Here is a 24,103-nt window from a genome sequence, read left to right on the forward strand (position 1 = left end):
CCGGGTGGTGCCCGAAGGGGTGATACGGGTGCTGCCCGAAGGCAGGTACCGCGGGTGGTGCCGGCGCTACGGCCTCAGTGGGCGATGACCGGGATCGGCAGCTCCTCCTCGGCGCCCTCGCCGTCACCGGAGGCGGCGGGCGCGGTGGCGCCCGGACGGCCGGCGTTGACGAGGGTCAGGGCGATGACGCCGGCCGCGACCAGGATGCCGACGGCGAACCAGATCGCGCTGGTGTAGCCCTGCACCTGCCCCTGGAGCTGGACCAGCTGCTGCTGGGTCCGGCTGGTGGCACCGCCGATGTGGTCGGTGATGTAGGACGCGGTGGCGGAGGCGGCGATCGTGTTCAGCAGGGCCGTGCCGATCGCGCCGCCCACCTGCTGGGAGGTGTTGACCATCGCGGAGGCGACACCGGCGTCCTGCGGCCGCACGCCCTGCGTGGCCATGGACATGGCCGGCATGAACGCCGTACCCATGCCGAGACCCAGCAGCAGCATGCCGGGCAGCAGCACCGCGGCGTAGGACGTGTCGATCTCCAGCTGGGTCAGCAGCAGCATGCCGACCGCGGCGACCAGGAAGCCGGGGCCCATCAGGAACCGCGGCCGGACCCGGGTCATCAGACGGGTGCCGATCTGGGTGGAGCCCGTGATCATGCCCGCGACCATCGGCATGAAGGCGAAGCCGGTCTTGACCGGCGAGTAGCCCTTCACGATCTGCAGGTAGTAGGTGAGGAAGAGGAACAGGCCGAACATGCCGATGATGGCGAGACCCAGCGAGAGGTAGATGCCGCCGCGGGTGCGGTCGGCGACCACGCGCAGCGGCAGCAGCGGGGCCTTCACGCGGGACTCGACGAACACGAAGGTGACCAGCAGCACCGCGGCGGCGACGAACATGCCGACCGTGGTGGCCTCGCTCCAGCCCTCGGACTCGGCACGGGTGAAGCCGTAGACCAGGGCGACCAGGCCCAGGGTGGACAGGATGACGCCGGGGATGTCGAGCGTCGAGCGGTTGCGGCTGCCGGCCGGCTCGTTGATGACGAACCAGGCACCGGCCGCGGCGACCACGGCGAACGGGATGTTGACGAAGAACGTCCAGCGCCAGTCCAGGTACTCGGTGAGGAAGCCGCCGAGGATCAGACCGACCGCGGCACCGCCACCGGCGATGGCGCCGTAGATGCCGAACGCCTTGGCGCGCTCCTTGGCGTCGGTGAAGGTCACGGCGAGCAGGGAGAGCGCGGCGGGCGCGAGCAGCGCGCCGAAGGCGCCCTGGAGCGCGCGGGCGCCGAACATCATCGCCTCGTTGGTGGCGGCGCCGCCCAGCGCGGAGGCCAGCGCGAAGCCGATCAGTCCGACGACGAAGGTGCGCTTGCGGCCCCACAGGTCGGCTATCCGGCCGCCGAACAGCAGCAGACCGCCGAAGGCGAGCGCGTAGGCCGTGACGACCCACTGCCGGTTGCCGTCGGAGATGCCGAGGTCCTGCTGGGCGGAGGGCAGGGCGATGTTCACGATGGTCGAGTCGAGGACGACCATCAGCTGGGCGAGCGCGATGAAGACGAGCGCTTTCCAGCGGTTGGCGTCGGGGACGCCGGGCGCGGCCTTGAGGGCTGCTTCGGACATGGGAGTACCCACTTCGGGACGTTGTGACGGAAAACAGGTGACGGAAAGACGAGGTGACGGAGAGAGGAAGTGACGGAGAGAGGAAGTGACGGAAAGACGAAGTGACGGAAAGACGAGGTGATGGAAGAACGGGGCGCCGGAGGCACCGCGGGCGGGCAGGACCGGATACGGCCCGTCCACGCCGACGGCCGCCTGGAGTCCTGCTGCGTACTGAGGTTTCGCTGGGTGCTGCGGAACCGGCGGTGGCGTCCGGGTCAGGACGCCGGGCCGGTGGAACGCCGTGGGGGGCGTGAGGTCTCGGAGGGTGTACGGACTGTTGGCTGGGCTAGCTGAGCTGGTCGCAGGGCCGGCGCAGGTCCTCCACGGTGATGGCCGCGCCCGGAAGGACGGAGCGGGCCGGTGCCCGCAGTCCGTCCAGGAACAGCTGAAGATGACGGTGGGTGAAACGGTCGCCGCCCAGGCACCGCGTACCGGCCGGCGGGCGGCTGAGCTGGGCCACGGCGACCAGCAGGTCACCGACGTCCACATCGCTCCGCAACTGCCCGGCCGTCCTGGCCCGCTCCATGATCTCGCCGACGAGTCCCTCGACCCGCTCACGGGCCGCTTCCAGGTCGGGGTGGTGCTGGTCGAACGTGGTGGAGACCATCGGGCACAGCGCGCTGATCCGCTGGTCGGCGGCGACGTGCACGAAGCGCTCCAGCGCGGCGAACGGGTCGCCGCCGCGCGCGAGGGCGACCTCGGCCGCCCCCGCCATGCGGTCCATCACCGAGCAGACGACCTCGCGGACGAGGGCGTCCCGGTCGGGGAAGTTCCGGTACACCGTGGCGTTGCCGACACCGGCCCGGCGGGCGACCTCGTCGAGCGGCACCTCGGGGCCGTGCTCGACGAACATCTCCTGGGCGGCGGTGAGGATCCGCTCCCGGTTGCGCAGGGCGTCGGCGCGGGGCCGGGGCACCTTGCGCTGCACGGGGGTCGCGGTCTGCACGGCGTACTCCTTCGCTTCGCTGGACTTGACCGAGTGTTTACGAACCGGGGAAGAAGTCCCCGTTTCGCTCGGACACAGGTCTAAACGGGGAACCGATCCCCGGTTATTTCCCCACCCGCCGACGAACTCCCGTGACCTGCGTCACACGCGACCGCGCATGCGCGCGGGTCCCGGGGGATGTACGCGCGTAGGCCTCCGAGCTGTGTACGCGCGCCGGCCTCCGGCCGGGTATGCGCGCCGGTCCGGAAAACCCTCGATCGGTCTCCCCCAGCGCGCGCCCCCGCCCGCCCCGACACAGGGTGATTGCAGGGTGCAGCCGATGGACCGGCGGCTGCCGGGCCCCGGGAGGACTGGATGCAGCCACCAGCGCGCCGTCGGATACGCCCCCGCCGCGTGGCCGCCCTCGTCTCCGTCTCCGCCCTGACCCTGGCCGTCAGCACCTCGGCCGGCACCGGCCGGCTCCCGCCCGGCGCCACCGCGGCCGGCGCCGCACCGGCCTCCCTCTCCCGCTCCTCCGCGCACGGTCCCTGCATGATCACCGGCGGGGCCGAGGTGCAGATGTCGGAGGGCGTCCCGACCTCGCACGGCTACTCCCGCTCCACCGGCACCGTCCGTGCCCTCAATCTGATGGTCGACTTCTCCGACGCCCCCGGCGAGGGCACGGCCCTCGACCGCTACGCCGAGTTCTTCCCGCAGACCCGGAACTGGTTCCGCACCAGCTCCTACGGCCGCCTCGACTACCGCCCGGAGGCCCCGGTCCGCGACTGGCTGCGCATGCCCAAGCCCTTCGCCGAGTACGGCATAGAACGCGGCGCCCCCTTCGACCCCGCCTACCGCGAGCTGGTCGAGGACATCGTGACGACGGCCGACCCCGAGGTCGACTTCAGCGACTACGACCTCCTCAACATCCTGGTCACCCCGAACGCGGGCCCCTCCGCCCTGGACACGGTCCTCTCCGTCACCTTCGCCGGCAACCACGAGGCCCCGGTCGCAGACGGCGTCCCCGTCGCCAACGCCTCGTTCGTCTACTCCCGCCAGGACGACGGCTCCGGCTCCTACGGCAGGACCGGCTACCGGGTCCTCCCCCACGAGAACGGCCACGTCTTCGGCCTGCCCGACCTGTACACGCAGGAGGGCGGCGGCGCGGCCGGGCACTGGGACATCATGAGCGAGGACTGGGGCGCCAACAACGACCTGGTCGGCTGGCACAAGTGGAAACTGGGCTGGCTCGACGCGAACCAGGTGCACTGCGCGTCGACCCCCGGCACCAAGGAGTACGACCTCACCCCCCTGGCCCGCCCCGGCGGCCCCAAGCTGGTCTTCCTCCCCCTGGACGCCCGCTCCGGCTACGCCGTGGAGCTGCGCACCCGCGAGGGCAACGACGAGGCGGTGTGCCGGCCCGGCGTCCTGATCTACAAGGTCGACGCGGACGTCGACACCGGCATGGGCCCGGTGAAGGTCTATGACTCCCGCCGGGACAGCGGCGGCTGCACCCGCAGCCCCAACGTCCACGCCGAACTCTCCGACGCGGCGTTCACCCCCGGCGAGACCTTCGAGGACCCCCGCAACGGAGTGACAATCACGGTCGCGAGCGCGGACCTGAAGGGCGACCACGCGATACGAGTGACCCGCCACTGACGCCCTCCACCACCCCCTCGGCAGCCCGCCGCCCCACGCCCCCTCCACTCCCTGCGCCGGCCCCCTGGCCTACACCCCCGCCACCGAATCCCACCCGCTACACTGACCGCGGCGAGGTCTCCACGACCTCCGGCCTTCGTAGCTCAGGGGATAGAGCACCGCTCTCCTAAAGCGGGTGTCGCAGGTTCGAATCCTGCCGGGGGCACAGGCAGAAGGGCCAGCTCAGGAGGGATTTCCTCCGGGACTGGCCCTTCGTCGTTTCCTGTGCCGTGCCACTCGCGTGCCACTACGTTTGGGTGGACCCGTCACCATTCCGGCCGGAGGCGTCTTCCCCACCATCGCGGATCGTGACGCCGAGGCGGTCAGCGATGCCCCGATCACAGTCGCCGTGTGCGCGCTGCCGTGCTACGAGATACTGTGCCGGACGGATCCTCGGTCTGGCACTACGCCCCTGATCCTCAAGCTACACAGAGGGACGTGTACAGCGGAAAGCTCTGCCGCTGTTGGCAGTGACAGCAGTGCCGACGTCAACGACGGCAGACGTCAGCGGCACTGTGCTGGCGCGAGGCGAGAGATGCCGACGGGCCCCGTGGTGTGGACGTCCGTCCGACCTGGGGGTGGCGGAACAGGCGAAGCCCCCTGCCGCTGTGTGCAACAAGGGACTTCGGTCTTGTGGTGTGGATTCAGACAGTACGGCGGTAGCGCAGGCACCGGAGGAGGGCCACCGCGGCCGCGAAGGCGAATCCGGTCGGGACCTGCGGTTGCAGGTGGACTGCGGTGCCGAGGGTGGCCACGTTAATCCAGTCCTGAAGTTGGGGGCGGCGGTACTCGATCCGCAGAGGTTTCCACATCTGTGCTTCCATGGGCCTGTCCTTGTTTTGCTCTCGCTGGGGCATTGCACGCGGACACTGCGGGGATCGCCCATGCCGGGGCGGTCCCCGTCCGCGTTTCCGTAGACGGTATGTGCCACGAGGTGGGGTTGATGTGGTCAACGGCAGCCGTCAGCCACGGACTCAACTGTGTTCGCTAGCAGGGCTTTTGCCGCTCTCCAAGTTTTCTGTAGGTGAGGCTACAGACGCCTGACCTGCGCCTTTTTCTTAGCCATCTGCGCAGATGGCCACGGATGATCATCTTCCGGTTCAAAGTTGGCTTGATCTCGCCTATGCGTAACGTCATGGACCAGTGGGCGACTGCGGCCAGGTCGCAAGTTCGAATCCTGCCGGGGGCACAGGCAGAAGGGCCAGCTCGGGAGGCGTTTCCTCCCAGGTTGGCCCTTCGTCGTTTCAGCGGTCGTGCCGCACGCGTCCCAGTCCACGCGGAGTCCACGTCCCCTAGCCGGAGGCCGCTCCCCCACCGCCCCGGATCATGGCCCCGAGCCGGTCGGCGATGGCCCGGTCACGGTCGCTGGTCATGTGCTGGTAGATCAACGCGGCCCGGGAGCTGCTGTGCCCCATCCTCGTCATCAGCTCCCGCGTGCTGGCGCCGGCCGTCGAGGCCAGCGTGTTGCCCGTGTGCCGAAGATCGTGGAAGTGCAGCTCGGCCGTGACGCCCGCATCCCTCCGGGCCTTGACCCAGTCGTCCCGGAAGTTGCTCCGCCGCAGCTGCCCGCCCTGCGGCCCGACGAAGACGTGCCCGTCGCGGCCGGGAGCGGCGAAGTGCTCCAAGTGGTACGCGACCGCGTCGAGCAGTTCGGCCGGGAAGGACACGGAGCGCACCCCGGCCGCGGATTTCGGCGCCTTGTCGAAGAGCCGGCCGTCCTGCAGCTCGGCCTGAGCCCGGCGCACGGTGACGGTCAGCCCCTCCAGGTCGATGTCCCGGCGCCGCAGGGCCGCCAGCTCCCCGAACCGCAGGGTGGTGAAGGCCGCCAGGAGCACGAGCAGCCGGACCCGTCTATCCCTCGCCAGTTCGCACAGAGCTGGAATGCGCGATTCGTCGATTTCTTGCAACTGCAAAATAATTTCAAAGAAACAGGCGGACGAATTAGGCGCCTATTGCGTAACCAAGAAGAATTTGGCGAAGGTGACCACATCCAGGAAGCTTTTCATCTGATTAGAAGTGAAGCGAAGCGGCGCATGGAGCTTAATTTTGACATCCTGGACTCAGAAACAGATCACATCGCCCTCGTGGGTTACCCATACCGGGCCTTCCGTGATGTCTACGAGTACCTGTTGGCCAAGTGTCTGTACCACCAATACTGGGCAGAAGCCAACGAAACTTGGCCCACGTTCCAGTACCCCCAAGATGCTCTGGTACATGAGGTGCACCGAGGCACAGAGATCGAAACCGAGGTAGTCCAATCCGTTCTTTCCGATCTGATCTACAACGAGCAAACCAAGATGCAACCCATGTACTACCCGATCGTTTCTCAAGCGGGTAGCAGGGATCTTATAATGATCCCACAGACTCTGATCACCAGTGATGCCCCATCTCGACTGCTCCGCATACACGCCACAAAAAATCCCAAGCACTTCCTTTCCAGGGTGAGCAATCACCTTGGAACAAGGTTCGTAGACAAGCTGGCCAACCTGTTCGAAAGCCAGGGCTTTTTCGTCAAGAAGAATGTGCAACTGGAGAATGTATCCAAGGGTGCGCCAGATATCGACCTTTTGATTGTCTCCCGAGAGCGTACGCTCGGATATTTTGTTTTTCTGATCGAAGCAAAATCCCCCATCCCCTCATCCTGGGCAAAAGACCACCTTCGGGTCACGCATTCAGACAGCATGCCCAAAGCCTTCAAACAGGTCAGAAGGATTTTGGATGCCCTGAAGAGCGAGGTCGGCACGGATTTTATGCTCAAGCAAGTCATTTCGATGGATCCCGAACCCTTCCCCGAGGGCATGATGCCACTGCGTACCCTGATCGCAACGTCAGAGAACGCGGGCATGTTTTTCGATACCGAAAGCTCTGCAACGAGCGTTGTCGACTACCGCACCCTTACTCAGATCGTGCAAAACAGCGACGGTGACGTGGTCTACATCCTTAAAATACTCAATGAAGCCCGAGATGCCTTTCAGGCGAGCTATCAGAGCGCCACACAAACTTTCACCATGGGCAACATTACGGTGCAGTATGAGGTCACTCAAATGTCCACAATTCGCACCTACGAAAAGAACGTCTGGAAGTCAGAAGGGGTTGATGTATCTGTCGCAGATGATTTTTTCGCGAACGGAGGATCGCGAGCGAATCCCCTAGGATGAAAACCTCTACGGTTTCAGCTTGGATCGCGCTGGGCGAGCGACGCCGGCGGCCCTGGCGACATGATGCAACCACACGCGGACGACTGACACAGCAAGCCGACCGCAGCCTGCTCACCGCACACGCGCCTGATCGGGCGACGCACCCAGCATTGTGGCGGACTGTCGCCGACTTGGGTCGTGCCACAACCGTGCCAGATTCAGGGGTCAGCCACGGTCAACGAAGGTGCCGTGCGGTCGGGTCTCCGACTGCCTGACCAGGTAGTGAAGCGCCAGGTCAGCAGCGTGATCCTCCACCCGCTCTCCTAAAGCGGGTGTCGCAGGTTCGAATCCTGCCGGGGGCACAAGGTGAGGAACGGCTAAGGCCCAGGTCAGGGAGCAATTTCCCGGACCTGGGCCTTACGTCTGCCCGGCCTGACTACGTTTTCTGACACCCTCGCTACACCTCGCCACGAAGGCGCCCCTCCTAAATCTCTCCTAAATGATCATGCTGTTCGCGCAGGTCACGGGCCCAAAACGGAGAGAGCGGCCCCCACTCTCCCTCGCAGGGAGTGCGGGAGCCAAGAGTGCCGGGTCGCCCGAGAGGGGGGCACCACGCCGAACGACCCGACACGCTATTGCCGTGCTGGCTTGCTTGTAGCTAACAGGCACCCATCCACGGTGTCAGTCACCCATTCGTGTGAACGTACGTTCGATTGTAGTGCGCATCCATCTAAGTCCTACGGACATTTATTGATCCGCCGCAGAGTCGCCGGTCGTCGCGCTGGATCGATTCCCACTCCGTTCAAGATCACACAGATTAGGGTTGACCGTAATCCTTTTTGATCACGCGGTCGGGAACGTGGACCTGTGCCGCGCCCCACCCCGCCCGACGACCGGGTCATCGCCCGCCGCCGCCAGGTCGGGGAACAGATCAGACGCGTGCGTGAGCACCACAACCTCAGCCAGCGGGACGTCTGCGGTCGGTCCGGAATCGACGTGGCCACCTACAGCCGCATCGAGCAGGGCCACTCCTCACCCCTGCTGGACACCCTCATCCGCATCGCCGACGCGATCGGCGTCGACGTCGCCGAGCTCGTGCGCCCAGCCGCTGGAGGCCGCCCCTGACGGGGGTGACAGGGGCGACCTCCCTGGGCGGCGGCGCCGACCAGGTCCGGGGCCGGCCGTCAGAGCTGCTTGTGCCAGCCGCCTCGGGAGAGCCGGGTCCGTCCGTCGGGGAGGATGCGGACGCGGGCGCCGCGCACCGGCAGTTCGCCGTGCTGGAGCCAGTGGGAGCGGATCTCGTCGAGGATGCTCCAGAGGCGGCGGGGGCCGGCCTGGTGCACGATGGGCGGCTCGGTGCCGGTGCCCGTGGCCCGGGCCCAGGAGCCGTCCGCGTGCGCCAGCACTGCGGTCCGCCGGTCGCCCGTCTCCTCGTAGGAGTGCTCGACGCCGGGGGCGAGGACGCCCAGCATGGAGTCGACGTCCCATGCCTGCCCTACGTCGAGCACCGGGTACGGCGAGGTGGTGACCTCGTCGCCCTCGGCGTAGTGGGCGGCCGCCAGGACCTCGATGACCTCCGGCGGGTAGTCGTCGCCGGTGCGGGCCTGCATGAACCCGGCCCGGTCCCATGCGATCCGGCCCACGGCTCCGCCGTCCTCCTGCCTCTCGGCGGTGAGGATCAGTGACGTGCCGGCGATCGTGGTGACGAGCCGGCCCCCGACGCGCAGGGCGGTCAGCCAGGCGCTGGGGACGCTGCGGACGGAGACGGTCGCCATGATTCGGTCGAACTGGCCCTCGGTGGCGGGCAGCGGCCCGGTCGCGTCGACCGCGGCCAGGCGCGGTGCCAGGCCGATCGAGGCCAGCCGCTGCCGGGCGGCGTCGACGAGGTAGAGGTCCACGTCGACGCTGGTGACTGCCGTGTCGCCGAGGCGGCGGCAGGCAAGGGCGGTCCCGTACCCGCTGCCCGTGCCCACGTCCAGCAGCGTGTCACCGTCGTTGATGCGGGCATGCCGGAGCATCTGGACAGTGAGGCTGGGCAGCGTCGCGGAGGACGTCGGCCGCCCCATGGGGCGGTCATGGTGATCGGCGGCGTCGGCGTGCAGCGGGCCCACGCGGGTGATAAGCGAGCGGTCGCCGTAGGCGGCGGTGTACCAGCCGAGGTCGCTGGTGGGCCGGCGCAGTGCCCACTGTCCGTCCTCGGGCTCCCACCAGGCCGGTACGAAGACGTGCCGGGGCGTACGGGCCACGGGCTCGTGCCAGCGCGAACCGCGGCCGGCGACCCGGTCGGCCAGTTCGGCGGCGTGCTTCTCCCAGATCACGCGGTCACCTCCAGGCCCGCGGTGGGCGTCAGGACGTCGTCGTACGCAGGGTCGCACGCCTCGGTGTTGGACGGGTCGCAGTCGCCGGAGTCGTCCGGCGGGCAGGCCGCGCGCGGGGCCGGCACGGAGTCGGTGAGCTGCTGCCACCGGTCGCTGCGCAGGATGTCCGCCAGGCGCTGCTCGCGGACATTTCCGGCGACGAGGAACCGAGAGAGGATGCAGCCGCTGACCTGCCCGTCCGGGTCGACCGAGACGCGGTGGCGGAAGCAGTGCCCGCACAGCTCGCCCGTCGACGGGACGGAGACGGCCGGGTCGGCGGCCCGGCCGACCCGGCGGACGCGGTCGACCTGGATACGGGTGACGCCCAGGCGGCGCAGTTCCTCCTGCGCCTGGGCGACGCGCTGCCCGTCGAGGACCTCGACGATGCCGGCCCGCAGGGGGATGCCCCGGCGGAGGGCCTCGGTGATGTTGGCGCGGGTGCGGCGGTAGCTGCCCGGGCCGTGGGTGATCTGCTCGTGCTGCTCGGCCTGGTCGCTGTAGTAGCTGGTGGCCAGCGAGACGCCGGGCCGCTCGAAGCACTTCCAGAGGCGGGGGCGGATGTTGGCGAGGTTGGAGTAGACCTCGACGTTCAGGCCGGCGCCCAGGGCGTGGCCGACGAACAGGGGGAGGTAGGGCGCGAGAGTCGGCTCCCCGCCGATGAACTGCACCGCGGGGATGCCGAGGGCGGCGACGTCCGTGATGACGTCCAACCATGCCTGCGGGGACATGCTGCCGGTGGACGCCTTGGGCCCCGAGCTGGTGCAGCAGTGGCTGCACGACAGCTGGCAGCGGCCGGTGATCTCCAGCTCTACCGAGCGGATACCGGCCACCGGGGACGTGGCCGCTTGCGGGATGGTGGCTGTGCTCATGGGGTCCTCCAGATCGAGGGCTGGAACAGGAAGGGACGTCCCGGGCGCGCAGGGCAGGGGGCGACCGGGGCGGGAGGTGCGGGGTGCGACTCTGACCCGGCAGTCGCCGCGGGACCCCGTGGCGCTGGGGCAGGCGCAGGTCAGATCCCTCTGAGGGTCATCCTGGGCAGGACGCCTCGGTGTGGGGTGAGCGGGGCGTTCGCCGGCCAGGGGTCGCATTCGTCGCCCAGCAGGTGCACGCCGGCGGCGACCAGACGGGCCACGGCCAGCGGTTCGCAGAGGATGCCCGGGCGCGGCGGGACCGACCAGTACACGGTGGCGCCCGTCTGCGGGTAGTCCACGGCCGCCAGTGCCGGCATCCCCAGGTACGACTCGCGGCCGAGACAGGCGACGTCGTCACCGCGCCAGTCCTCGGCGGCGTCCCGCCAGGTCTGCGGCATGCTCGGGGGTACGAGCGCGTAGTAGCGGGGGCCGCCCACAGCGCAGATGACGGGGCCGTCGGCGAGAACCTCGGTCAGTACGGTGTCGATGTCGGCCGGGTCGGTGCTGGCCGCGAGCGCTTGGACGATGCGGCCCGGGATACGCACCGCTGAGAACAGACCGCCGAGAGGCAGCAGGACCACGCCGTGCTCACGCAGCTCGGCCCGGGCCTGCCTCGGCACTGGGTGCGCGGAGATCAGCCACTCCTCGGCGGACACCTGCTGGTCGACGGTGGGGTGAACCAGGACGCCGGGGCCTGCCTCAACTGACCGCAGGGCAGGCAGCCGTTGTTCGGGATTCTTCGCCATTGGCCAGGGCCTCCACGGTCGGTGTGCTCCGTCTCACACACGGACCGTAAAACGCGGTACAACAAGAGAGGCACGCAAAGTGCGTGCCTCGCTCCGGAGGAACGCAATGGACACTTCCGGCATCGGCCGACGCATCGCCTACTGGCGAGACCTGCGGGGCTTCACCCAGACCGACTTCGGCCAGCTCATGGGGCAGGCGAAGCGATGGGTGCAGGACATCGAAGGCGGGAAGCGCCAGCAGGACCCGCGACTCTCGGTCCTGGTGCGCGCGGCCGAAGTCCTGCGCGTCCCCCTGGAGCAGCTCTTGACCGACAGCACACCCACCCCACCTCCGGGCGCCACCCCGCCCGCCGGTGCCCTCAGCGTCATCGACGCCCTCTACGCTCGCACCGGCGACGGCGACCCGCCCTCGCGCGACGTGATCCAGCGCAGGCTGGACTACTGCTGCCGTGCGTTCCAGGCGTGCCACTACACCGCGCTCGCCCGCGATCTGCCTGCGCTCATGGCCGATGCCGAGCTCGCCGCGCATGCTGCTCCCGTCGACGGCCGCAGCGACGCCCAGGCCGCACTGTCCCGGGTCTACCAGCTCGTCACCTCCTACCTGCACAAGTACGGCACAGCGACCGCGATCCCGGCCGCGCTCGCCGCGGACCGCGCGCTGGCCGCCGCCGAGCGGTCCGGAGACCCGGTGCAGATCGGGGCCGCCGCTCGCCGCGTCGCCAAGAGCCTCGTCTACCAGCAGCGCCCCCAGGCCGCCGTCGAGTTCGCAACGGCAGCAGCACGGCGCCTGTCCAGCGACCTCACCCAGCGCGGGTCGCTCGGCCTGTCCACCCTCGGCATGCTGTACCTGTCCGCCGCACTCGCCGAGTCCTCGCAGGAGAAGACGGCCGCCCGTGTCCGCGCGGCCGGTGGGCACGTTGACGAGGCAGGCGACGTGGCAGCGCGTCAGGGCGCGGACCTTGACGAGGACTACACGCAGTTCGGACCGACCAACGTGGTCCTGCACCGGGTCGACATGCTGCTGCGGTTCGAGGAGGGCTGGTCCGCGCTCGACGCGGCGAAGAAGGCGGAGCCGGAGGCGCTGGCCGGGATGACCCGCGAGCGGCAGGCCGGACACCGGGTTGCGATGGCACGCGCTTCGCTCTTGACACGGCACAAGGAGGATGCCGCCAAGGCGCTCCTGGAAGCCGACGAACTGGCGCCCGAGGAAGTCCGCAGTCGGCCGGACGCCGTGAACCTGGTCAAGGACGTGGTCGGTGTGACGGCCGACCCCGGGCCGGGCTTGCGTGCGCTGGCTCAGCACTGTGGACTGCGCACATGACCCGAGTGCTCTACCTCATCGCCTGCGCCGCCGGCCCCACCCAGTACGTCGACGACGGAGTGCGCGCTGCCCAGGCCGACGGCTGGGACGTGTGCCTCATCCTCACCCCGTCCGCTGCCTCTTGGTGGGAGCCGCGGATGCAGGAGCTGGTCGATCTGACTGGGCATCCGGTGCGGTCCAGGTACAAGCTGCCGTGGGAGAAGGACGCACTGCCGAAGGCGGACGCGATGCTGGTGGCGCCGATGTCGTGCACGACGTTGAACAAGTGGGGGGCTGGGATCTCCGACACGCTGGCGATCGGGTTGCCGTCGGAGGGCGTGCACATGGGCGTGCCGGTGGTGGCGATGCCGTACTTCAACCGCGCGCAGGGCGCACAGCCTGCGGTCGCCCGTTCGATTGCGGCGTTGCGGGGGCAGGGTGTGCTCGTCCTTGATGGCCCGGACGGGTATCAGATGCATCCGCCGAAGCAGGGCGAACCGAAGGCGTACCCGTGGACGAGCGCGCTCGCGGGCGTGCGGCGCCTGGTCGGCGCCTGAGTCCGGATACGACGAAACGGCCCCCGCCGCCCGCCCGCGAGGGCAGACGGCGAGGGCCGCGCTCACACTCCAGTTCGGTTGCACTCCTCCACCCGCGGCGGCGGAGGCGGCGGATCGTTCCGGTGCCGCCGCATCACCCCCGTCAGATCGTCCACGTACAGGGCGAGGGACCGGACCAGGGACCGCAGCGACCGCACCTCGTCCCGCGCGGCCGTCAGCTCCTGGCGCAGCTCCGTCTTGATCGCCTCGAACGCGACCCGGTCCTCCGCCCGCTGATTCGGCTCGGCCGCGGCTTCGGCCGCCGCCCGCTGCGCCTCAGCTGTCGTGCGCGCCGCCGTGCACGTGGCCCGGGCGGCGAACACCCCGCTGCCCAGCAGCGCCACCGCGCCGAGCAGCGACCCGATGATCCCTGCGGCGCCCCCCAGCCTCCGGTCACGGTCTCTCCCTACGTGCAGGTACTCACGTACAGCGGACGCCCACAAGATCATCCCCGTGTGGCTGGTCGCGTACCAGCCGAACGTCGCCAGCCCCCGGAGAGACTCCCCGTCACAACCCCAGCCCCCCACAGGTACGCGCTGCCCCAGTGAAACGGCGGCCCCAGCGCGGCGATGAACCCCCACCGGTCACGGCCGATACGCAGCCACGCGCAGCCGAACGTGATCGCTCCGCACGCTACCCACACCGACGCCCAACACCGGCTGTCCGCCCACCGCGTGAGCGCCTCCGACCCGGGCGGATTGGGCTCCGAGGTGAGGATGGACCCCAGCCCGTGAAGGATCTTTCCGGTGCCGAGCAGCAGAGGAGCAATGCCGCGGCGGCCCAGCACGCGACGCAGCCGCCGGACCGCCGCGCGCATCAGACGCCCTTGGCCAGCGACGCCGAGTTCTGCGCGCCGAACGCCCACGCCGCCATGCCCTCCAGCAGGGTGCCGGCCACCGCTGTCCCGGCCGCCGCCATCGTCTCCCAGAAGGAGGCGTGGAACATGTCGGCCGGGCCCGCCGCGACGACGGCGGTGGCGAGGGTGCGCTCGGCGAGGTCTCGCGGGTCCGGTACAGGAGCGGCGGGTCGTGGTGCGCCTGTAGGGTCCCGGTCATGGTGATCGCGACCGTTCGTGAGTGGGACGACGAGGAAGGGTGGGGTGTGCTCGATTCGCCCGAGACACCCGGTGGCTGCTTCGGCCATTACTCCGATATCCAGCAGCCCGGCTTCCGTACCCTGTCGCCCGGACAGCAGGTGGACCTCTCGTGGGAGGCGCCCGGTTTCAAACAGGACGGATACGACTACCGTGCCGTGAGCATCACGCCCCGGTCCTCCTGACATCGGCCAGGGCCAGAGCCGGGTCCGCGCCCGTCAAGGTCGTGCTCCTCGTCCACAGGGCGTTCGCCGTGGTCGGGTCCGAGATGTGGGCCGGGACGGGTTCGGGGCGTGGGGTGCCGCGTAGGCCGAAGGTGCGGGGGCCCCAGAGCTGGCCGCCCTCCGCCGCCGGGTCGAGGACGGCTCGGACGATGGGCCGGGCGCCGGCCTCCTTGCCCTGGACCAGGAGCGCGGCGGGCAGGGCGCGCAGGCGGCGGGCCGGCGTGACCTCGTGGAGCGGCGGGCGGGGCGGGGTCAGGGCGTCGAGCGCGCCGCCGGGGTGGGCCACCAGGCTGCTCACCGTGCTGTGGGCGGCGCGCAGGCGGCGGTCGAGTTCCAGGGCGAAGCTCATCTGGGCCAGTTTCGAGCGGCCGTAGGTCCGCTTGGGGCGGTAGTCCCGGGTGGACTGGAGGTCGTCCAGGTCCAGCCGCTCGGAGCGGGCCGCGAAGCTGCCGACCGTCACGACGCGGGCGGCCGGCGCCGCCGAGAGCAGCGGGGCCAGCCAGCGGGTGAGCGCGAAGTGGCCGAGGTGGTTGGTGGCGAACATCAGCTCGTGGCCGGCGGCCGTCTCGCGGCGCGGCGGATCGTCCAGGGCCACGCCCGCGTTGTGGACGACCGCGTCGAGGTGGTCGAGGTGGAGTGTGTCGACCGCGGTGCTCAGGGTGGACAGGTCGGCCAGGTCCAGGGGCATGTGCCGGAGCCGTGCGCCGGGGACGCGGGAGCGGATCGACGTCATCGCGGCGTCGGCCTTCGCGGCGGTCCGGCTGCCCAGTACGACGACGGCTCCGGTCGTGGCGAGCTGCTCCGCGACGAAGTAGCCGATGCCGGCGTTGCCTCCGGTGACCAGGAAGGTCTTGCCGTGGGCCGGGGGCAGGCGGTGGACGTCCCAATGAGGGGTGAGGGTGGACATGCCGTTCAGGGTTCCTCGCCCCGCCGACACTCCGCCGACCGATCACCGACGGATCTCCGATCTCGGCAGTCGTGAGTGAACGGAAGATCGGGTTCAGCGTCGAAATGATTCGGGATGTGTGCCCACTGCCGTGGGGCAGTCGTATGGGCGCCATCTCCCATGAGACGGGGAGTCGACTCCAAGACCGCGCTGACCGGCTGGAATTGACCCACACAACGCAGTCCGGGCTCCGAATGTTTCGAAGTGCATGCCGAAACTATTGACAGTTGACGCGAGCATCTCAACACTGACTCGCCATCGGCTTCCCCGTACGACCTGTACGACCCGTACAAGAGGAGGACGCACACGATGGACATCGCACCCGCATCCGCACGTCCCGGCGACCGTCGCAGACGGGGTCGGCTCCGGTTGCTGTTCAGTGGGGTCTGTGCCGCCGTGCTGGCGGTCGTGGTCGCCATGACCGGGCCCGGGACCGCCTACGCCGACACGGTCGTGACGACCAACCAGACCGGGACCGACAACGGGTACTACTACTCGTTCTGGACCGACTCCCAGGGCACCGTCTCCATGAACCTGGGATCCGGCGGCTCGTACAGCACCAACTGGAGGAACACCGGGAACTTCGTCGCCGGGAAGGGGTGGAGCAACGGCGGGCGGCGGAGCGTGACCTACTCCGGCACCTTCAACCCGTCCGGCAACGCCTACCTCGCGCTCTACGGCTGGACGTCGAACCCGCTGGTCGAGTACTACATCGTCGACAACTGGGGGACGTTCCGGCCCACCGGCACGTTCATGGGGACCGTCAGCAGTGACGGCGGGACGTACGACATCTACAGGACGACGCGGTACAACGCGCCGTCCGTCGAGGGGACGCGCACCTTCGACCAGTACTGGAGTGTCCGGCAGTCCAAGCGGACGGGCGGGACCATCACCACCGGCAACCACTTCGACGCCTGGGCGCGGGCCGGCATGCCCCTCGGCAGCTTCAACTACTACATGATCATGGCGACCGAGGGGTACCAGAGCAGCGGCAGCTCCAGCATCACCGTGGGCGGCACCGACTCCGGTGGCGGCGGAGGGGGCGGTGGCGGCGGCACCGGGTGCAGCGCCACGCTCTCCGCCGGGCAGCAGTGGAGCGACCGGTACAACCTCAACGTCGCCGTCTCCGGCAGCAGCAACTGGACCGTGACGATGAACGTGCCCTCGCCCGCCAAGGTGCTCTCCACCTGGAACACCAGCGCCAGCTATCCCAGCGCCCAAGTCCTGACGGCCAAGCCGAACGGCAGCGGCAACACCTTCGGCGTCACCATCCAGCCCAACGGCAATTGGACCTGGCCCTCCGTCTCGTGCAGCGCCGGCTGATGGCCCGGGGGGTCTCCATGCGCAGTCGTCTGCGTTCCGCGGTCGGTGGCCTGGTCGCCGGCGCCCTGGCCGCCGCGGGCCTGCTCGCCCTCACGGTGCCCGGCGCCGCGCCGGCCCGCGCCGCCGCCTCCGCCTGCACCGGGTACGTCGGGCTGACCTTCGACGACGGGCCGTCCGGCAGTACGTCCGCCCTGCTGAACGCGCTCAAGCAGAACGGGCTGCGGGCCACCATGTTCAACCAGGGGCAGTACGCCGCCGCCAACCCGGCGCTGGTCAAGGCCCAGGTGGACGCCGGCATGTGGGTGGGCAACCACAGCTACACCCATCCGCACCTGACCCAGCTCGGCCAGGCGCAGATCGATTCCGAGATCGGACGGACCCAGCAGGCGATCGCGAACGGGGGCGGCGGTACGCCGGTCCTGTTCCGGCCGCCGTACGGGGAGACCAACGCGACCGTGCGGTCGGTGGCGGCCTCGTACGGGCTCACCCAGGTGATCTGGGACGTCGACTCGCAGGACTGGAACGGCGCGAGCACCGACGCCATCGTCCAGGCCGCCGGCCGGCTCACGGACGGGCAGGTCATCCTCATGCACGACTGGCCCGCCAACACGCTCGCGGCCATCCCCCGGATCGCCCAGGGGCTCGCCGCGCGCGGACTGTGCGCCGGGATGATCTCCCCGCAGACCGGGCGTGCCGTCGCGCCGACCGGCGGGGGCGGAGGGGGCGGAGGCGGCGGCACCGGGTGCAGTGCCACGCTCTCCGCCGGGCAGCAGTGGAGCGACCGGTACAACCTCAACGTCACCGTCTCCGGCAGCAGCAACTGGACCGTGACGATGAACGTGCCCTCACCCGCCAGGGTGCTCTCCACCTGGAACACCAGCGCCAGCTATCCCAGCGCCCAGACGCTGACGGCCAAGCCGAACGGCAGCGGCAACACCTTCGGCGTCACCATCCAGCACAACGGCAACTGGACCTGGCCGACCGTCTCCTGCACGGCCGGCTGATCCGGTGGGCCCGCGTCAGCTCGCCGTCACCCTGATGCGGGCCCATCGGGCCGCCGGCGCGGTCGGTGAAGACCGCGGCCGGTGGCGAGGAAGCGTCGGCCGGGCTCTGCCTCCAGACCCCGGAGCGGGCGGCACCCTCTAGCATCCGGGCATGACCTCTGACATCAGCAATGCCCCCATGTCCCCCCTGAGCGTCGGGATCGGCGCCCTCGACGGCGGTCCGGCGGACCTCGGGCAGTACGCCGGGCAGGTCGTGCTCGTCGTGAACGTCGCCTCCAAGTGTGGGCTGACACCGCAGTACGAAGGGCTGGAGCGGCTGCACGAGCGGTACGCGGAGCGGGGCTTCACCGTGCTCGGGGTGCCGTGCAACCAGTTCATGGGGCAGGAGCCGGGCAGCGCTCAGGAGATCGCGGAATTCTGCTCGGCGACGTACGGGGTGACCTTCCCGATGACCGAGAAGGTCGAGGTGAACGGGGAGGGCCGGCATCCGCTGTACGAGCGGCTGGTCGGGTTCGCGGACGCCGAGGGGCACCGCGGGGACGTGCGGTGGAACTTCGAGAAGTTCCTGATCGGGCGGGACGGGGAGGTCGTCGCCCGGTTCGCGCCGCAGACCGAGCCGGAGGCGCCGGAGGTGGTGGCCGCGGTGGAGGAGCAGCTGGCCTGACGCAGGAGTACGAGCCGAGCCCTCTCGGCAAGGTCGGCGAACTGGTCGAGAGGGCTCCGCGGTGGTGCGTGTCCGGGCGTACGGCCCGTAGGGGGTGCGTGCCGCTACTTGACCGAGGCCACGAAGGCCGACCACGCGGTGGTGGGGAAGGCCAGGGCCGGCCCGGCGGGGACCTTCGAGTCGCGGACCATCAGCGCGGTCACGACGGGGGACTTGACCTCGACGCAGGCGCCGTTCCCCCCGGAATAGGAGGACTTCGTCCACGTGTCCGTGGCGCCCTGAAGAATTGCCATGGTGTGCTCCGGTAAGCGAGTGCCGAAATGCCGTCACCGCACCACGGGTCCCGAAAGGGCCGCGGTGCGGGCCGCGCCAATGTCATGGGACGTTGGCGTGATCGACGCTACTCGCCGGATTCCCTCTCCGGCGGGGCCGTTCACCCGACCGGATGGCATATTCCAGGTGAGTCTTCCAGTTCAGTGGCCCTGGGGTGTAGCATTCCCGCCCGCTCCAGGGATATCGCTTCCGCGGGTTCAGCGGGCGTATTCCTTCGCCACGTCCTCGATGCGCTGCCGGGACTGCTCCACGTTGAGCGCCTGGGCCCTCAGGTGCTCGTACATCACCGTGTACCTCTGCACATCCTGCGCCTTCTCCAGGTACAGGTCGCTGGTCACGCCCTCGATGTAGACCACACTGGAGTCGACGGTGTCGGCGAACTCCAGGATGGAGTACTGGCCGTTGACGCCGGGGTGCGCGCCGACGTCGAACGGCAGCACCTGCACGGTGATGTGCGGCTGCTGGGACATCTCCGCGACGTGCTCCAACTGCTCCCGCATCACCTGCCGGTTGCCGACGACGCGGTGCAGGCACGCCTCGTCCAGGACGACCCACAGCCGCAGCGGGCCGTGCTCGGCGTGGATGCGCTCCTGACGCCTTATCCGGACGTTCACCCGTTTCTCGACGTCGGCGATGGGGGTCTCCGGCAGCGCGCCCTGGATCAGGGCCTCGGCGTACGTACGGGTCTGGAGCAGGCCGGTGATGATCTGGGGTTCGTAGACGCGCAGCGACTCGGCGTCGGTCTCCAGGCCGATGTAGACGCTGTACGGGATGTCGCCGAAGGCGTGCCACCAGCCCTGCTGGCGGGAGTCCTTGGCCATCTGCATCAGCGAATCGACGACGCGCTGGTCCTCCACCTCGTAGACCCCGCAGAGATCGCGGACGTCCCGCTGGCTGATGCTGCGCCGGCCGTTCTCCAGGCGGCTGATCTTCGACTGGGACACCAGCAGCCGCTCGGCGACTTCCTCGGCAGTCATGCCTTTCACCTCGCGGAGCCGGCGCAGTTCCTGCCCCAGCCGGCGCCGTCGGACGGTGGGATTCACATTGGACGCCACGGGACGTGCACCTCCGGCTGCGTGCCTCTTGCTTGCCACTTGCCATCTGCCACTATGCGTATCTGCTGTTGAGCAGACTGCCACCATGGGGCAGGCCAGCGCTGGGAACCGGTCGATATGCGCCGCGTACACGCCAGTTCGGGACACCACCCTCGCGCGGGGTGCGGGGCGCGCATGCGGCCGCGCGGGGCGGCGGGACCGGGTCGTCGTCCGGACGTCGGTCCTGTCGCCCCGCGCGGCCAGCGGCTCCCGGACCGGTCTCGGGGACTTCGTGCGGCGGCTCGGGGTGTGCGGTGGTGCGTGGGTGGTGCAGCGTGCTGGGTGGTGCGGGTGCAGCGTGGTGCGTGGTGCAGCGTGCTGGGTAGTGCGTGGTGCAGGTGCTGGGTGGTGCGTGGGTGCAGCGTGCTGGGTGGTGCGGGCGTGGTGCTCGGGTGCTGCGTGTGGTGCCGGGGCTCCGGCTCAGTGGGCCGCGGCGCGTGCCATGGGGCCGCGGCGTGGCTGTGCCGGGACCCCCCTGGCGGGTTCCGGCGCGGACCTGGCGCCGGGGCCTGGGCCCGGACCGGGACCGGCGGCGGCCTGGCGGCCGGCCGGGGCGGCGCTGCGGCGCGGCTGGGCCGCCACGCCGTTCTGGACGTCCATCACGGCGTGTGCCACGAGGCCGCCCATCGGGTCGTGCCGGATCAGATCCCGGAGGCGGGAGCGGGAGGACCGCCCCTCGTTCCCGGGATAGAGGTGCTTTCCGAGGCCGACCGCGTGCGCCAGCGCGGCGAGCGCCGCGGTCCGCGGGTCCGGCGGTACGCCGGTGCGGATCGCGGAGTCCAGCCGGGCCCTGATCTCCCGGCTGATCTCGTTGTCCGTCGCCTGGTAGCGAGTCGTCGGCAGCACCCCGCACATCTGGCCGGCCACGGCATGCACCATGCCGCACCGCTCCAGATGCGAGAGGTAGGTCTGGCGGAGCCCCAGCCGGGGTCCGCCGATCCAGTGGACCGCCCGTACGGGAGCGCCGCGCCTTCGCAGCAGCTCCAACGCGCAGTCCAGGGTCGGATCTCCAGTCGGCCGTGGTGCCACCACGGCGATACGATCCCCGTCTGGGGCTATCCGTCCGGCCAGCGCCAGCTCGACGAGCTGCGCTCCGGCCAGGCCGAGGTCGAGCGACTGCGGCTGCGCAGTGGTACCCGTGGTCGGGTCCAGTGCCAGCAGCAGAAGCTCCTCCGGAAGTGTTCTGCGGCTCCTGCCCATCCATGCCTCCCCGCGTGGATGACAGACAGGGTGACCCCTCTCACATTGGTCTGTCGAGGGTGCGTGACCGCTTCGGGAGGGAACCGGCAGGTATGTCGTTCTCGTCTACCGCGGTGGTTCAGCCCCCGCACAGGACACTGGTACATGGTTCGGACAGCGCCGGTCGGCGGTGTCCCGGGTGGCGGTTCACGGTTCGGTACGCGCACGCGAGACGTGCGGCGCATGGAGGAGGCATCGGTGGCGGGCGAGTCCCCCGACAGGTCGAAGCAGCGCGAGTCGTCGGCAGAACGGACGTCGGGGAGCGTGGGTCCGGTTCCCGGGGCGCGGTCGGAGGCCGGGTCCGACGAGACGCGTGATCCCCGGCTGGCGGTGTCCCGTTCCGCGGAGCGGGGGTCCACCGGGGGCGGCGGCGCCGACACGGCCACGCGGGTGCGGGCGGACCGGGCCGGTGGTCCGGAGGCGGACGCCGGTGCCGGGGGTGACGGCCCGCTGCGGGAGGCGGTCGCGGCGTGGGTGCGGACCGCCGACGACGAGGATGCCGGCTCCGGCGCGGGCGTCGACACCCATGCCGGCTCCGGCGCGGGCGCCGACGCCACCGAGGACGCCGAGGACGCCGACAAGCCCGCCGAGAGCCCCCAGAAGGCCGCCGGGGGCGCCCAGGAGGCCCTGAAGGGCTCTGACGGCGCTCAGGGCGGTGAGGCGGGCTCCGGCGGCGCTGAGGGCGCGCAGAAGCCCGTCGCGCGCCCCGCCGCCTCCGACGTGTCCGCCGAGCCCGCCCCCGCCGCCGCCTCGGCCGCGTCCGGTGCCCCGGACGCCCCGGACGCTTCTGAAGGCACCGCGGCTTCTGAAGGCACCGGAGCTTCTGAGGCGCGCGAGACCCGCGCGGTTCCCGAGGCAGCTGGGACCGCTGAGGTTCCCGAAGAGACCGCTGAGCTTCCCGGTGCCTCCGAGGCGGCAAGCGCCCCGGCCTCCCCCGAAGCCCCCACGGCCCCCAAGAACTCCGAGACCTCCGAGGCGCCCGAAGCAACCGGGGCGCCCGAGCCCCCCGCCGCCAAGGACGCCCCCCGCGCCGGCACCCCCGACGCGGACCCGGACCCGGACGACGACAACCCCGCCGACGGCACCCAGCCCGCCGCCCCCGAAGCGCCGGACACCGACGAGGCGGACGCTCCCGCGGAGCCGCCCGTCGACCAGCCCACCGCCGTCTTCAAGGCGCCCGCCGCCGCGTCCGCCGTAGACCAGCCCACGACCATGCTCAAGCTGGGCGGCGCGGAAAAGAGCGAGAAGGGCGAGAAGGACGAGAAGGGCGACAAGGGCGACAAGGGTACGGGGGGCCCGAAGGACGCCGAGGCTCCCGCCGAGCGCACCAGCAAGTTCGTCGCGCTCAAGCCGCTGGACGACCCCGCGGTCCGCAAGCCGGTCCAGCCCGCGGCCGGAGTTCCCGCCCCCGCCGCCGAAGGAACCCCCGCCCCCGCCGCCGAGGGCTTCGAGCGCACCCGGCAGCAGCCCCTGCCGCCGAAGCCGCCGCTTGATCTGCTGGCGGAGCTGACCAACACCCCGCCGCCGCCGGAGACACCGCTGCGCACGGCGTGGCGGCGGGTGAAGATCTGGACGCCGCTGGTCCTGCTGCTGGTGATCGTGGTCGCGGTCGTACAGGCCGTGCGTCCGCTGCCGACGCCCACGCTGAAGCTCACCGCGCAGGAGACCGTCTCCTTCGAGGGCGGCAAGCCCTCCGTCCCCTGGCCCACCCAGGGCCAGGCGGCCATGGACGTGAACGGCATCGGCAGTTTCGGCACGTCCGGCGACCAGAAGCCCGTCCCGATCGCCAGCATCGCCAAGGTGATGACGGTCTACCTGGTCCTGCGCGACCACCCGCTGAAGACGGGTGAGAAGGGGCCGCAGATCCCGGTCGACGCGGCCGCGCAGAAGCACTACGAGACCGGCAAGGCCGAGAACGAGTCGGTCGTCAAGGTCACCGAGGGCCAGAAGATCACCGAGTACGAGGCGCTCCAGGCGGTCATGCTGCCGTCCGCCAACAACATCGCCAAGCTGCTGGCCCGCTGGGACACCGGCAGCGCCTCCGAGGACGCGTTCGTCGAGAAGATGAACAAGACCGCCAAGGAGCTGGGGATGGAGAACACCACGTACACGGACCCCAGCGGTCTGGACAAGACGACCGTCTCCACCGCCGCGGACCTGGTGAAGCTGGGCCGCGCCGCGATGGAGAACCCGGTGTTCAAGGAGATCTCCCGGCAGCCCAGCTACGTCGACCTCAACGGCGACCAGCAGAACAACTTCTTCGGGCTCGTCCCGACCGTGGCCATCGGCATCAAGACCGGCACCACCACCGCGGCCGGCGGCAACATCCTCTTCGCCGCGGAGAAGGAGGTCGGCGGCAAGACGCAGACGATCATCGGCGCGGCCCTCGGCCAGTACGGGCAGAACGGCACCGCCAACATCGACGAGGTCACCGGCGTCGTACGGAAGCTGATCGAGGCCGGGCAGGACGCGCTCACCGCGAAGACGATCGTGAAGAAGGGCGCGGTCGTCGGAGAGGTCGACGACGGTCTGGGCGGCACCACCCCGGTGGTCGCCACCAAGGACGTCTCCGCGGTCGGCTGGTCCGGCCTGACCGTCCGGCTGGAGCTGGACGACCTGGCCGACGGGTCCGTGCCGCACACCGCGGCGGCCGGCACGAAGGTGGGCACGCTCACCGTCGGCGACGGCACCAGCGCCGAGACGGTCGAGGTCCCGGTCGCCCTCAAGGAGGACCTGGCGGAACCGCCCCTCACGAGCAAGCTGACCCGGATCGCCTGACCCGGCCCGCCCCGGTCCGTCACCCGCCCTTCACGCACCCCGCCCGGCAGCCCCCGGGCGGGGTGCGTGCTAGCGTCGCGAAA

At 70.1% G+C, this 24,103-nt stretch carries 23 protein-coding genes and 2 tRNA genes; 12 read left to right on the top strand and 13 right to left on the bottom strand.

The features are described from left to right. Positions 1-74: 74 nt before the first annotated feature. Together Sdagh_RS06770 and Sdagh_RS06775 are read right to left on the bottom strand one after the other, a co-directional pair. On the bottom strand, positions 75-1,613 hold the full coding sequence (locus Sdagh_RS06770; protein WP_189414634.1) for an MFS transporter: 1,539 nt from the start codon (positions 1,611-1,613) through the stop codon (positions 75-77). A 325-nt stretch (positions 1,614-1,938) separates the two neighbouring features. After that, entirely contained in the window at positions 1,939-2,598 is a 660-nt protein-coding gene (locus Sdagh_RS06775; protein WP_190076615.1) for a TetR/AcrR family transcriptional regulator, read from the bottom strand. A gap of 354 nt (positions 2,599-2,952) precedes the next feature. Between Sdagh_RS06775 and Sdagh_RS06780 the strand changes: the two genes are divergently transcribed. Together Sdagh_RS06780 and Sdagh_RS06785 are read left to right on the top strand one after the other, a co-directional pair. After that, positions 2,953-4,236 carry a M6 family metalloprotease domain-containing protein gene (locus tag Sdagh_RS06780; RefSeq protein ID WP_190076616.1) on the top strand — a complete coding sequence of 428 codons (1,284 nt, stop codon included), beginning with the start codon at positions 2,953-2,955 and terminating at the stop codon, positions 4,234-4,236. 132 nt (positions 4,237-4,368) lie between these two features. Beyond that, positions 4,369-4,441 (top strand) — tRNA-Arg (locus tag Sdagh_RS06785). Positions 4,442-4,919: 478 nt separating this feature from the next. Here Sdagh_RS06785 and Sdagh_RS06790 read toward each other — a convergent pair. Beyond that, positions 4,920-5,099, bottom strand: a complete 180-nt coding sequence (locus tag Sdagh_RS06790) for a hypothetical protein (RefSeq protein ID WP_190076617.1) — start codon at positions 5,097-5,099, stop codon at positions 4,920-4,922. Between the two features lie 468 nt (positions 5,100-5,567). Continuing rightward, positions 5,568-6,173, bottom strand: a complete 606-nt coding sequence (locus Sdagh_RS06795) for a tyrosine-type recombinase/integrase (RefSeq protein WP_264201181.1) — start codon at positions 6,171-6,173, stop codon at positions 5,568-5,570. 3 nt (positions 6,174-6,176) lie between these two features. Here Sdagh_RS06795 and Sdagh_RS06800 point away from each other — a divergent pair, with 3 nt between their 5' ends. The 3 genes from Sdagh_RS06800 to Sdagh_RS06810 all read left to right on the top strand — a co-directional run bounded on the left by Sdagh_RS06800 (position 6,177) and on the right by Sdagh_RS06810 (position 8,537). Next, positions 6,177-7,433: a hypothetical protein gene (locus Sdagh_RS06800; RefSeq protein WP_190076618.1), complete on the top strand. Its 1,257-nt coding sequence runs from the start codon at positions 6,177-6,179 to the stop codon at positions 7,431-7,433. Positions 7,434-7,701: 268 nt separating this feature from the next. Further along, positions 7,702-7,774: transfer RNA gene (locus Sdagh_RS06805), tRNA-Arg, on the top strand. 505 nt (positions 7,775-8,279) lie between these two features. Continuing rightward, the gene (locus Sdagh_RS06810) at positions 8,280-8,537 is read left to right on the top strand and encodes a helix-turn-helix domain-containing protein (RefSeq protein WP_189414560.1); all 258 of its coding nucleotides are present in this window, start codon (positions 8,280-8,282) and stop codon (positions 8,535-8,537) included. A 59-nt stretch (positions 8,538-8,596) separates the two neighbouring features. Here Sdagh_RS06810 and Sdagh_RS06815 read toward each other — a convergent pair whose 3' ends face one another. From Sdagh_RS06815 to Sdagh_RS06825, 3 genes are all read right to left on the bottom strand, one after another. Continuing rightward, a complete protein-coding gene (locus Sdagh_RS06815; protein WP_190076619.1) occupies positions 8,597-9,730 on the bottom strand; it encodes a methyltransferase domain-containing protein in 1,134 nt (377 codons plus the stop codon). Beyond that, positions 9,727-10,638 (bottom strand): radical SAM/SPASM domain-containing protein, encoded by a 912-nt coding sequence (locus Sdagh_RS06820; protein WP_190076620.1) that lies wholly within the window; start codon positions 10,636-10,638, stop codon positions 9,727-9,729. Before Sdagh_RS06820 ends, Sdagh_RS06815 begins: the two co-directional genes overlap by 4 nt. Positions 10,639-10,778: 140 nt before the next feature. Continuing rightward, complete coding sequence (locus Sdagh_RS06825; protein ID WP_189414557.1) at positions 10,779-11,426, bottom strand: hypothetical protein; 648 nt, start codon at positions 11,424-11,426, stop codon at positions 10,779-10,781. A gap of 106 nt (positions 11,427-11,532) precedes the next feature. On the opposite strand from Sdagh_RS06825, the gene Sdagh_RS06830 reads away from it, so the two are divergent. Together Sdagh_RS06830 and Sdagh_RS06835 are read left to right on the top strand one after the other, a co-directional pair. Further along, positions 11,533-12,747 carry a helix-turn-helix domain-containing protein gene (locus Sdagh_RS06830; RefSeq protein WP_189414556.1) on the top strand — a complete coding sequence of 405 codons (1,215 nt, stop codon included), beginning with the start codon at positions 11,533-11,535 and terminating at the stop codon, positions 12,745-12,747. After that, a complete protein-coding gene (locus tag Sdagh_RS06835) occupies positions 12,744-13,283 on the top strand; it encodes a flavoprotein (protein ID WP_189414555.1) in 540 nt (179 codons plus the stop codon). The genes Sdagh_RS06830 and Sdagh_RS06835 overlap by 4 nt, the downstream gene beginning before the upstream one ends. A gap of 62 nt (positions 13,284-13,345) precedes the next feature. Here the strand turns inward: Sdagh_RS06835 and Sdagh_RS06840 are convergent, their stop codons facing one another. Then, on the bottom strand, positions 13,346-13,771 hold the full coding sequence (locus Sdagh_RS06840) for a hypothetical protein (protein WP_226534763.1): 426 nt from the start codon (positions 13,769-13,771) through the stop codon (positions 13,346-13,348). A 367-nt stretch (positions 13,772-14,138) separates the two neighbouring features. Beyond that, on the bottom strand, positions 14,139-14,267 hold the full coding sequence (locus Sdagh_RS36425; RefSeq protein WP_264201180.1) for a hypothetical protein: 129 nt from the start codon (positions 14,265-14,267) through the stop codon (positions 14,139-14,141). 108 nt (positions 14,268-14,375) lie between these two features. On the opposite strand from Sdagh_RS36425, the gene Sdagh_RS06845 reads away from it, so the two are divergent. After that, positions 14,376-14,600, top strand: coding sequence for a cold-shock protein (locus Sdagh_RS06845; protein ID WP_189414554.1), 225 nt, complete (start codon positions 14,376-14,378; stop codon positions 14,598-14,600). Here Sdagh_RS06845 and Sdagh_RS06850 read toward each other — a convergent pair. After that, positions 14,581-15,546 (bottom strand): SDR family NAD(P)-dependent oxidoreductase, encoded by a 966-nt coding sequence (locus Sdagh_RS06850; RefSeq protein WP_189414553.1) that lies wholly within the window; start codon positions 15,544-15,546, stop codon positions 14,581-14,583. The two genes, Sdagh_RS06845 and Sdagh_RS06850, sit on opposite strands and share 20 nt — an antisense overlap. A gap of 348 nt (positions 15,547-15,894) precedes the next feature. On the opposite strand from Sdagh_RS06850, the gene xynA reads away from it, so the two are divergent. The 3 genes from xynA (at position 15,895) to Sdagh_RS06865 (ending at position 18,576) form a co-directional block, all read left to right on the top strand. After that, on the top strand, positions 15,895-16,908 hold the full coding sequence (gene xynA / locus Sdagh_RS06855) for an endo-1,4-beta-xylanase XynA (protein WP_190008996.1): 1,014 nt from the start codon (positions 15,895-15,897) through the stop codon (positions 16,906-16,908). Positions 16,909-16,925: 17 nt separating this feature from the next. After that, entirely contained in the window at positions 16,926-17,912 is a 987-nt protein-coding gene (locus tag Sdagh_RS06860) for a polysaccharide deacetylase family protein (protein WP_226534765.1), read from the top strand. 151 nt (positions 17,913-18,063) lie between these two features. Next, a complete protein-coding gene (locus Sdagh_RS06865; protein ID WP_189414551.1) occupies positions 18,064-18,576 on the top strand; it encodes a glutathione peroxidase in 513 nt (170 codons plus the stop codon). 104 nt (positions 18,577-18,680) lie between these two features. Here Sdagh_RS06865 and Sdagh_RS06870 read toward each other — a convergent pair whose 3' ends face one another. From Sdagh_RS06870 to Sdagh_RS06880, 3 genes are all read right to left on the bottom strand, one after another. Continuing rightward, positions 18,681-18,869, bottom strand: coding sequence for a DUF397 domain-containing protein (locus Sdagh_RS06870; protein ID WP_189414550.1), 189 nt, complete (start codon positions 18,867-18,869; stop codon positions 18,681-18,683). 237 nt (positions 18,870-19,106) lie between these two features. After that, positions 19,107-19,964 carry a helix-turn-helix domain-containing protein gene (locus Sdagh_RS06875; RefSeq protein WP_189414549.1) on the bottom strand — a complete coding sequence of 286 codons (858 nt, stop codon included), beginning with the start codon at positions 19,962-19,964 and terminating at the stop codon, positions 19,107-19,109. 459 nt (positions 19,965-20,423) lie between these two features. Then, a complete protein-coding gene (locus Sdagh_RS06880; protein ID WP_189414548.1) occupies positions 20,424-21,203 on the bottom strand; it encodes a GOLPH3/VPS74 family protein in 780 nt (259 codons plus the stop codon). A 303-nt stretch (positions 21,204-21,506) separates the two neighbouring features. Here Sdagh_RS06880 and Sdagh_RS06885 point away from each other — a divergent pair, with 303 nt between their 5' ends. After that, entirely contained in the window at positions 21,507-24,020 is a 2,514-nt protein-coding gene (locus Sdagh_RS06885) for a D-alanyl-D-alanine carboxypeptidase (protein WP_308288735.1), read from the top strand. The last annotated feature ends 83 nt before the right edge of the window (positions 24,021-24,103 follow it).

Origin of the sequence: Streptomyces daghestanicus (assembly GCF_020521275.1) — a bacterium.
In the GTDB taxonomy this organism is placed as follows: domain Bacteria; phylum Actinomycetota; class Actinomycetes; order Streptomycetales; family Streptomycetaceae; genus Streptomyces; species Streptomyces griseoviridis.

Bases quoted from the DNA above. Each gene is read 5' to 3' on its own strand.
- Sdagh_RS06840 (WP_226534763.1), bottom strand. From the start codon at position 13,771: ATGATCTTGTGGGCGTCCGCTGTACGTGAGTACCTGCACGTAGGGAGA.
- Sdagh_RS06865 (WP_189414551.1), top strand. From the start codon at position 18,064: ATGACCTCTGACATCAGCAATGCCCCCATGTCCCCCCTGAGCGTCGGG.
- Sdagh_RS06825 (WP_189414557.1), bottom strand. From the start codon at position 11,426: ATGGCGAAGAATCCCGAACAACGGCTGCCTGCCCTGCGGTCAGTTGAG.
- Sdagh_RS06880 (WP_189414548.1), bottom strand. From the start codon at position 21,203: ATGGGCAGGAGCCGCAGAACACTTCCGGAGGAGCTTCTGCTGCTGGCA.
- xynA (WP_190008996.1), top strand. From the start codon at position 15,895: ATGGACATCGCACCCGCATCCGCACGTCCCGGCGACCGTCGCAGACGG.
- Sdagh_RS06780 (WP_190076616.1), top strand. From the start codon at position 2,953: ATGCAGCCACCAGCGCGCCGTCGGATACGCCCCCGCCGCGTGGCCGCC.
- Sdagh_RS06845 (WP_189414554.1), top strand. From the start codon at position 14,376: ATGGTGATCGCGACCGTTCGTGAGTGGGACGACGAGGAAGGGTGGGGT.
- Sdagh_RS06770 (WP_189414634.1), bottom strand. From the start codon at position 1,613: ATGTCCGAAGCAGCCCTCAAGGCCGCGCCCGGCGTCCCCGACGCCAAC.
- Sdagh_RS06870 (WP_189414550.1), bottom strand. From the start codon at position 18,869: ATGGCAATTCTTCAGGGCGCCACGGACACGTGGACGAAGTCCTCCTAT.
- Sdagh_RS06860 (WP_226534765.1), top strand. From the start codon at position 16,926: ATGCGCAGTCGTCTGCGTTCCGCGGTCGGTGGCCTGGTCGCCGGCGCC.
- Sdagh_RS06820 (WP_190076620.1), bottom strand. From the start codon at position 10,638: ATGAGCACAGCCACCATCCCGCAAGCGGCCACGTCCCCGGTGGCCGGT.
- Sdagh_RS06835 (WP_189414555.1), top strand. From the start codon at position 12,744: ATGACCCGAGTGCTCTACCTCATCGCCTGCGCCGCCGGCCCCACCCAG.
- Sdagh_RS06830 (WP_189414556.1), top strand. From the start codon at position 11,533: ATGGACACTTCCGGCATCGGCCGACGCATCGCCTACTGGCGAGACCTG.
- Sdagh_RS36425 (WP_264201180.1), bottom strand. From the start codon at position 14,267: ATGTTCCACGCCTCCTTCTGGGAGACGATGGCGGCGGCCGGGACAGCG.
- Sdagh_RS06790 (WP_190076617.1), bottom strand. From the start codon at position 5,099: ATGGAAGCACAGATGTGGAAACCTCTGCGGATCGAGTACCGCCGCCCC.
- Sdagh_RS06850 (WP_189414553.1), bottom strand. From the start codon at position 15,546: ATGTCCACCCTCACCCCTCATTGGGACGTCCACCGCCTGCCCCCGGCC.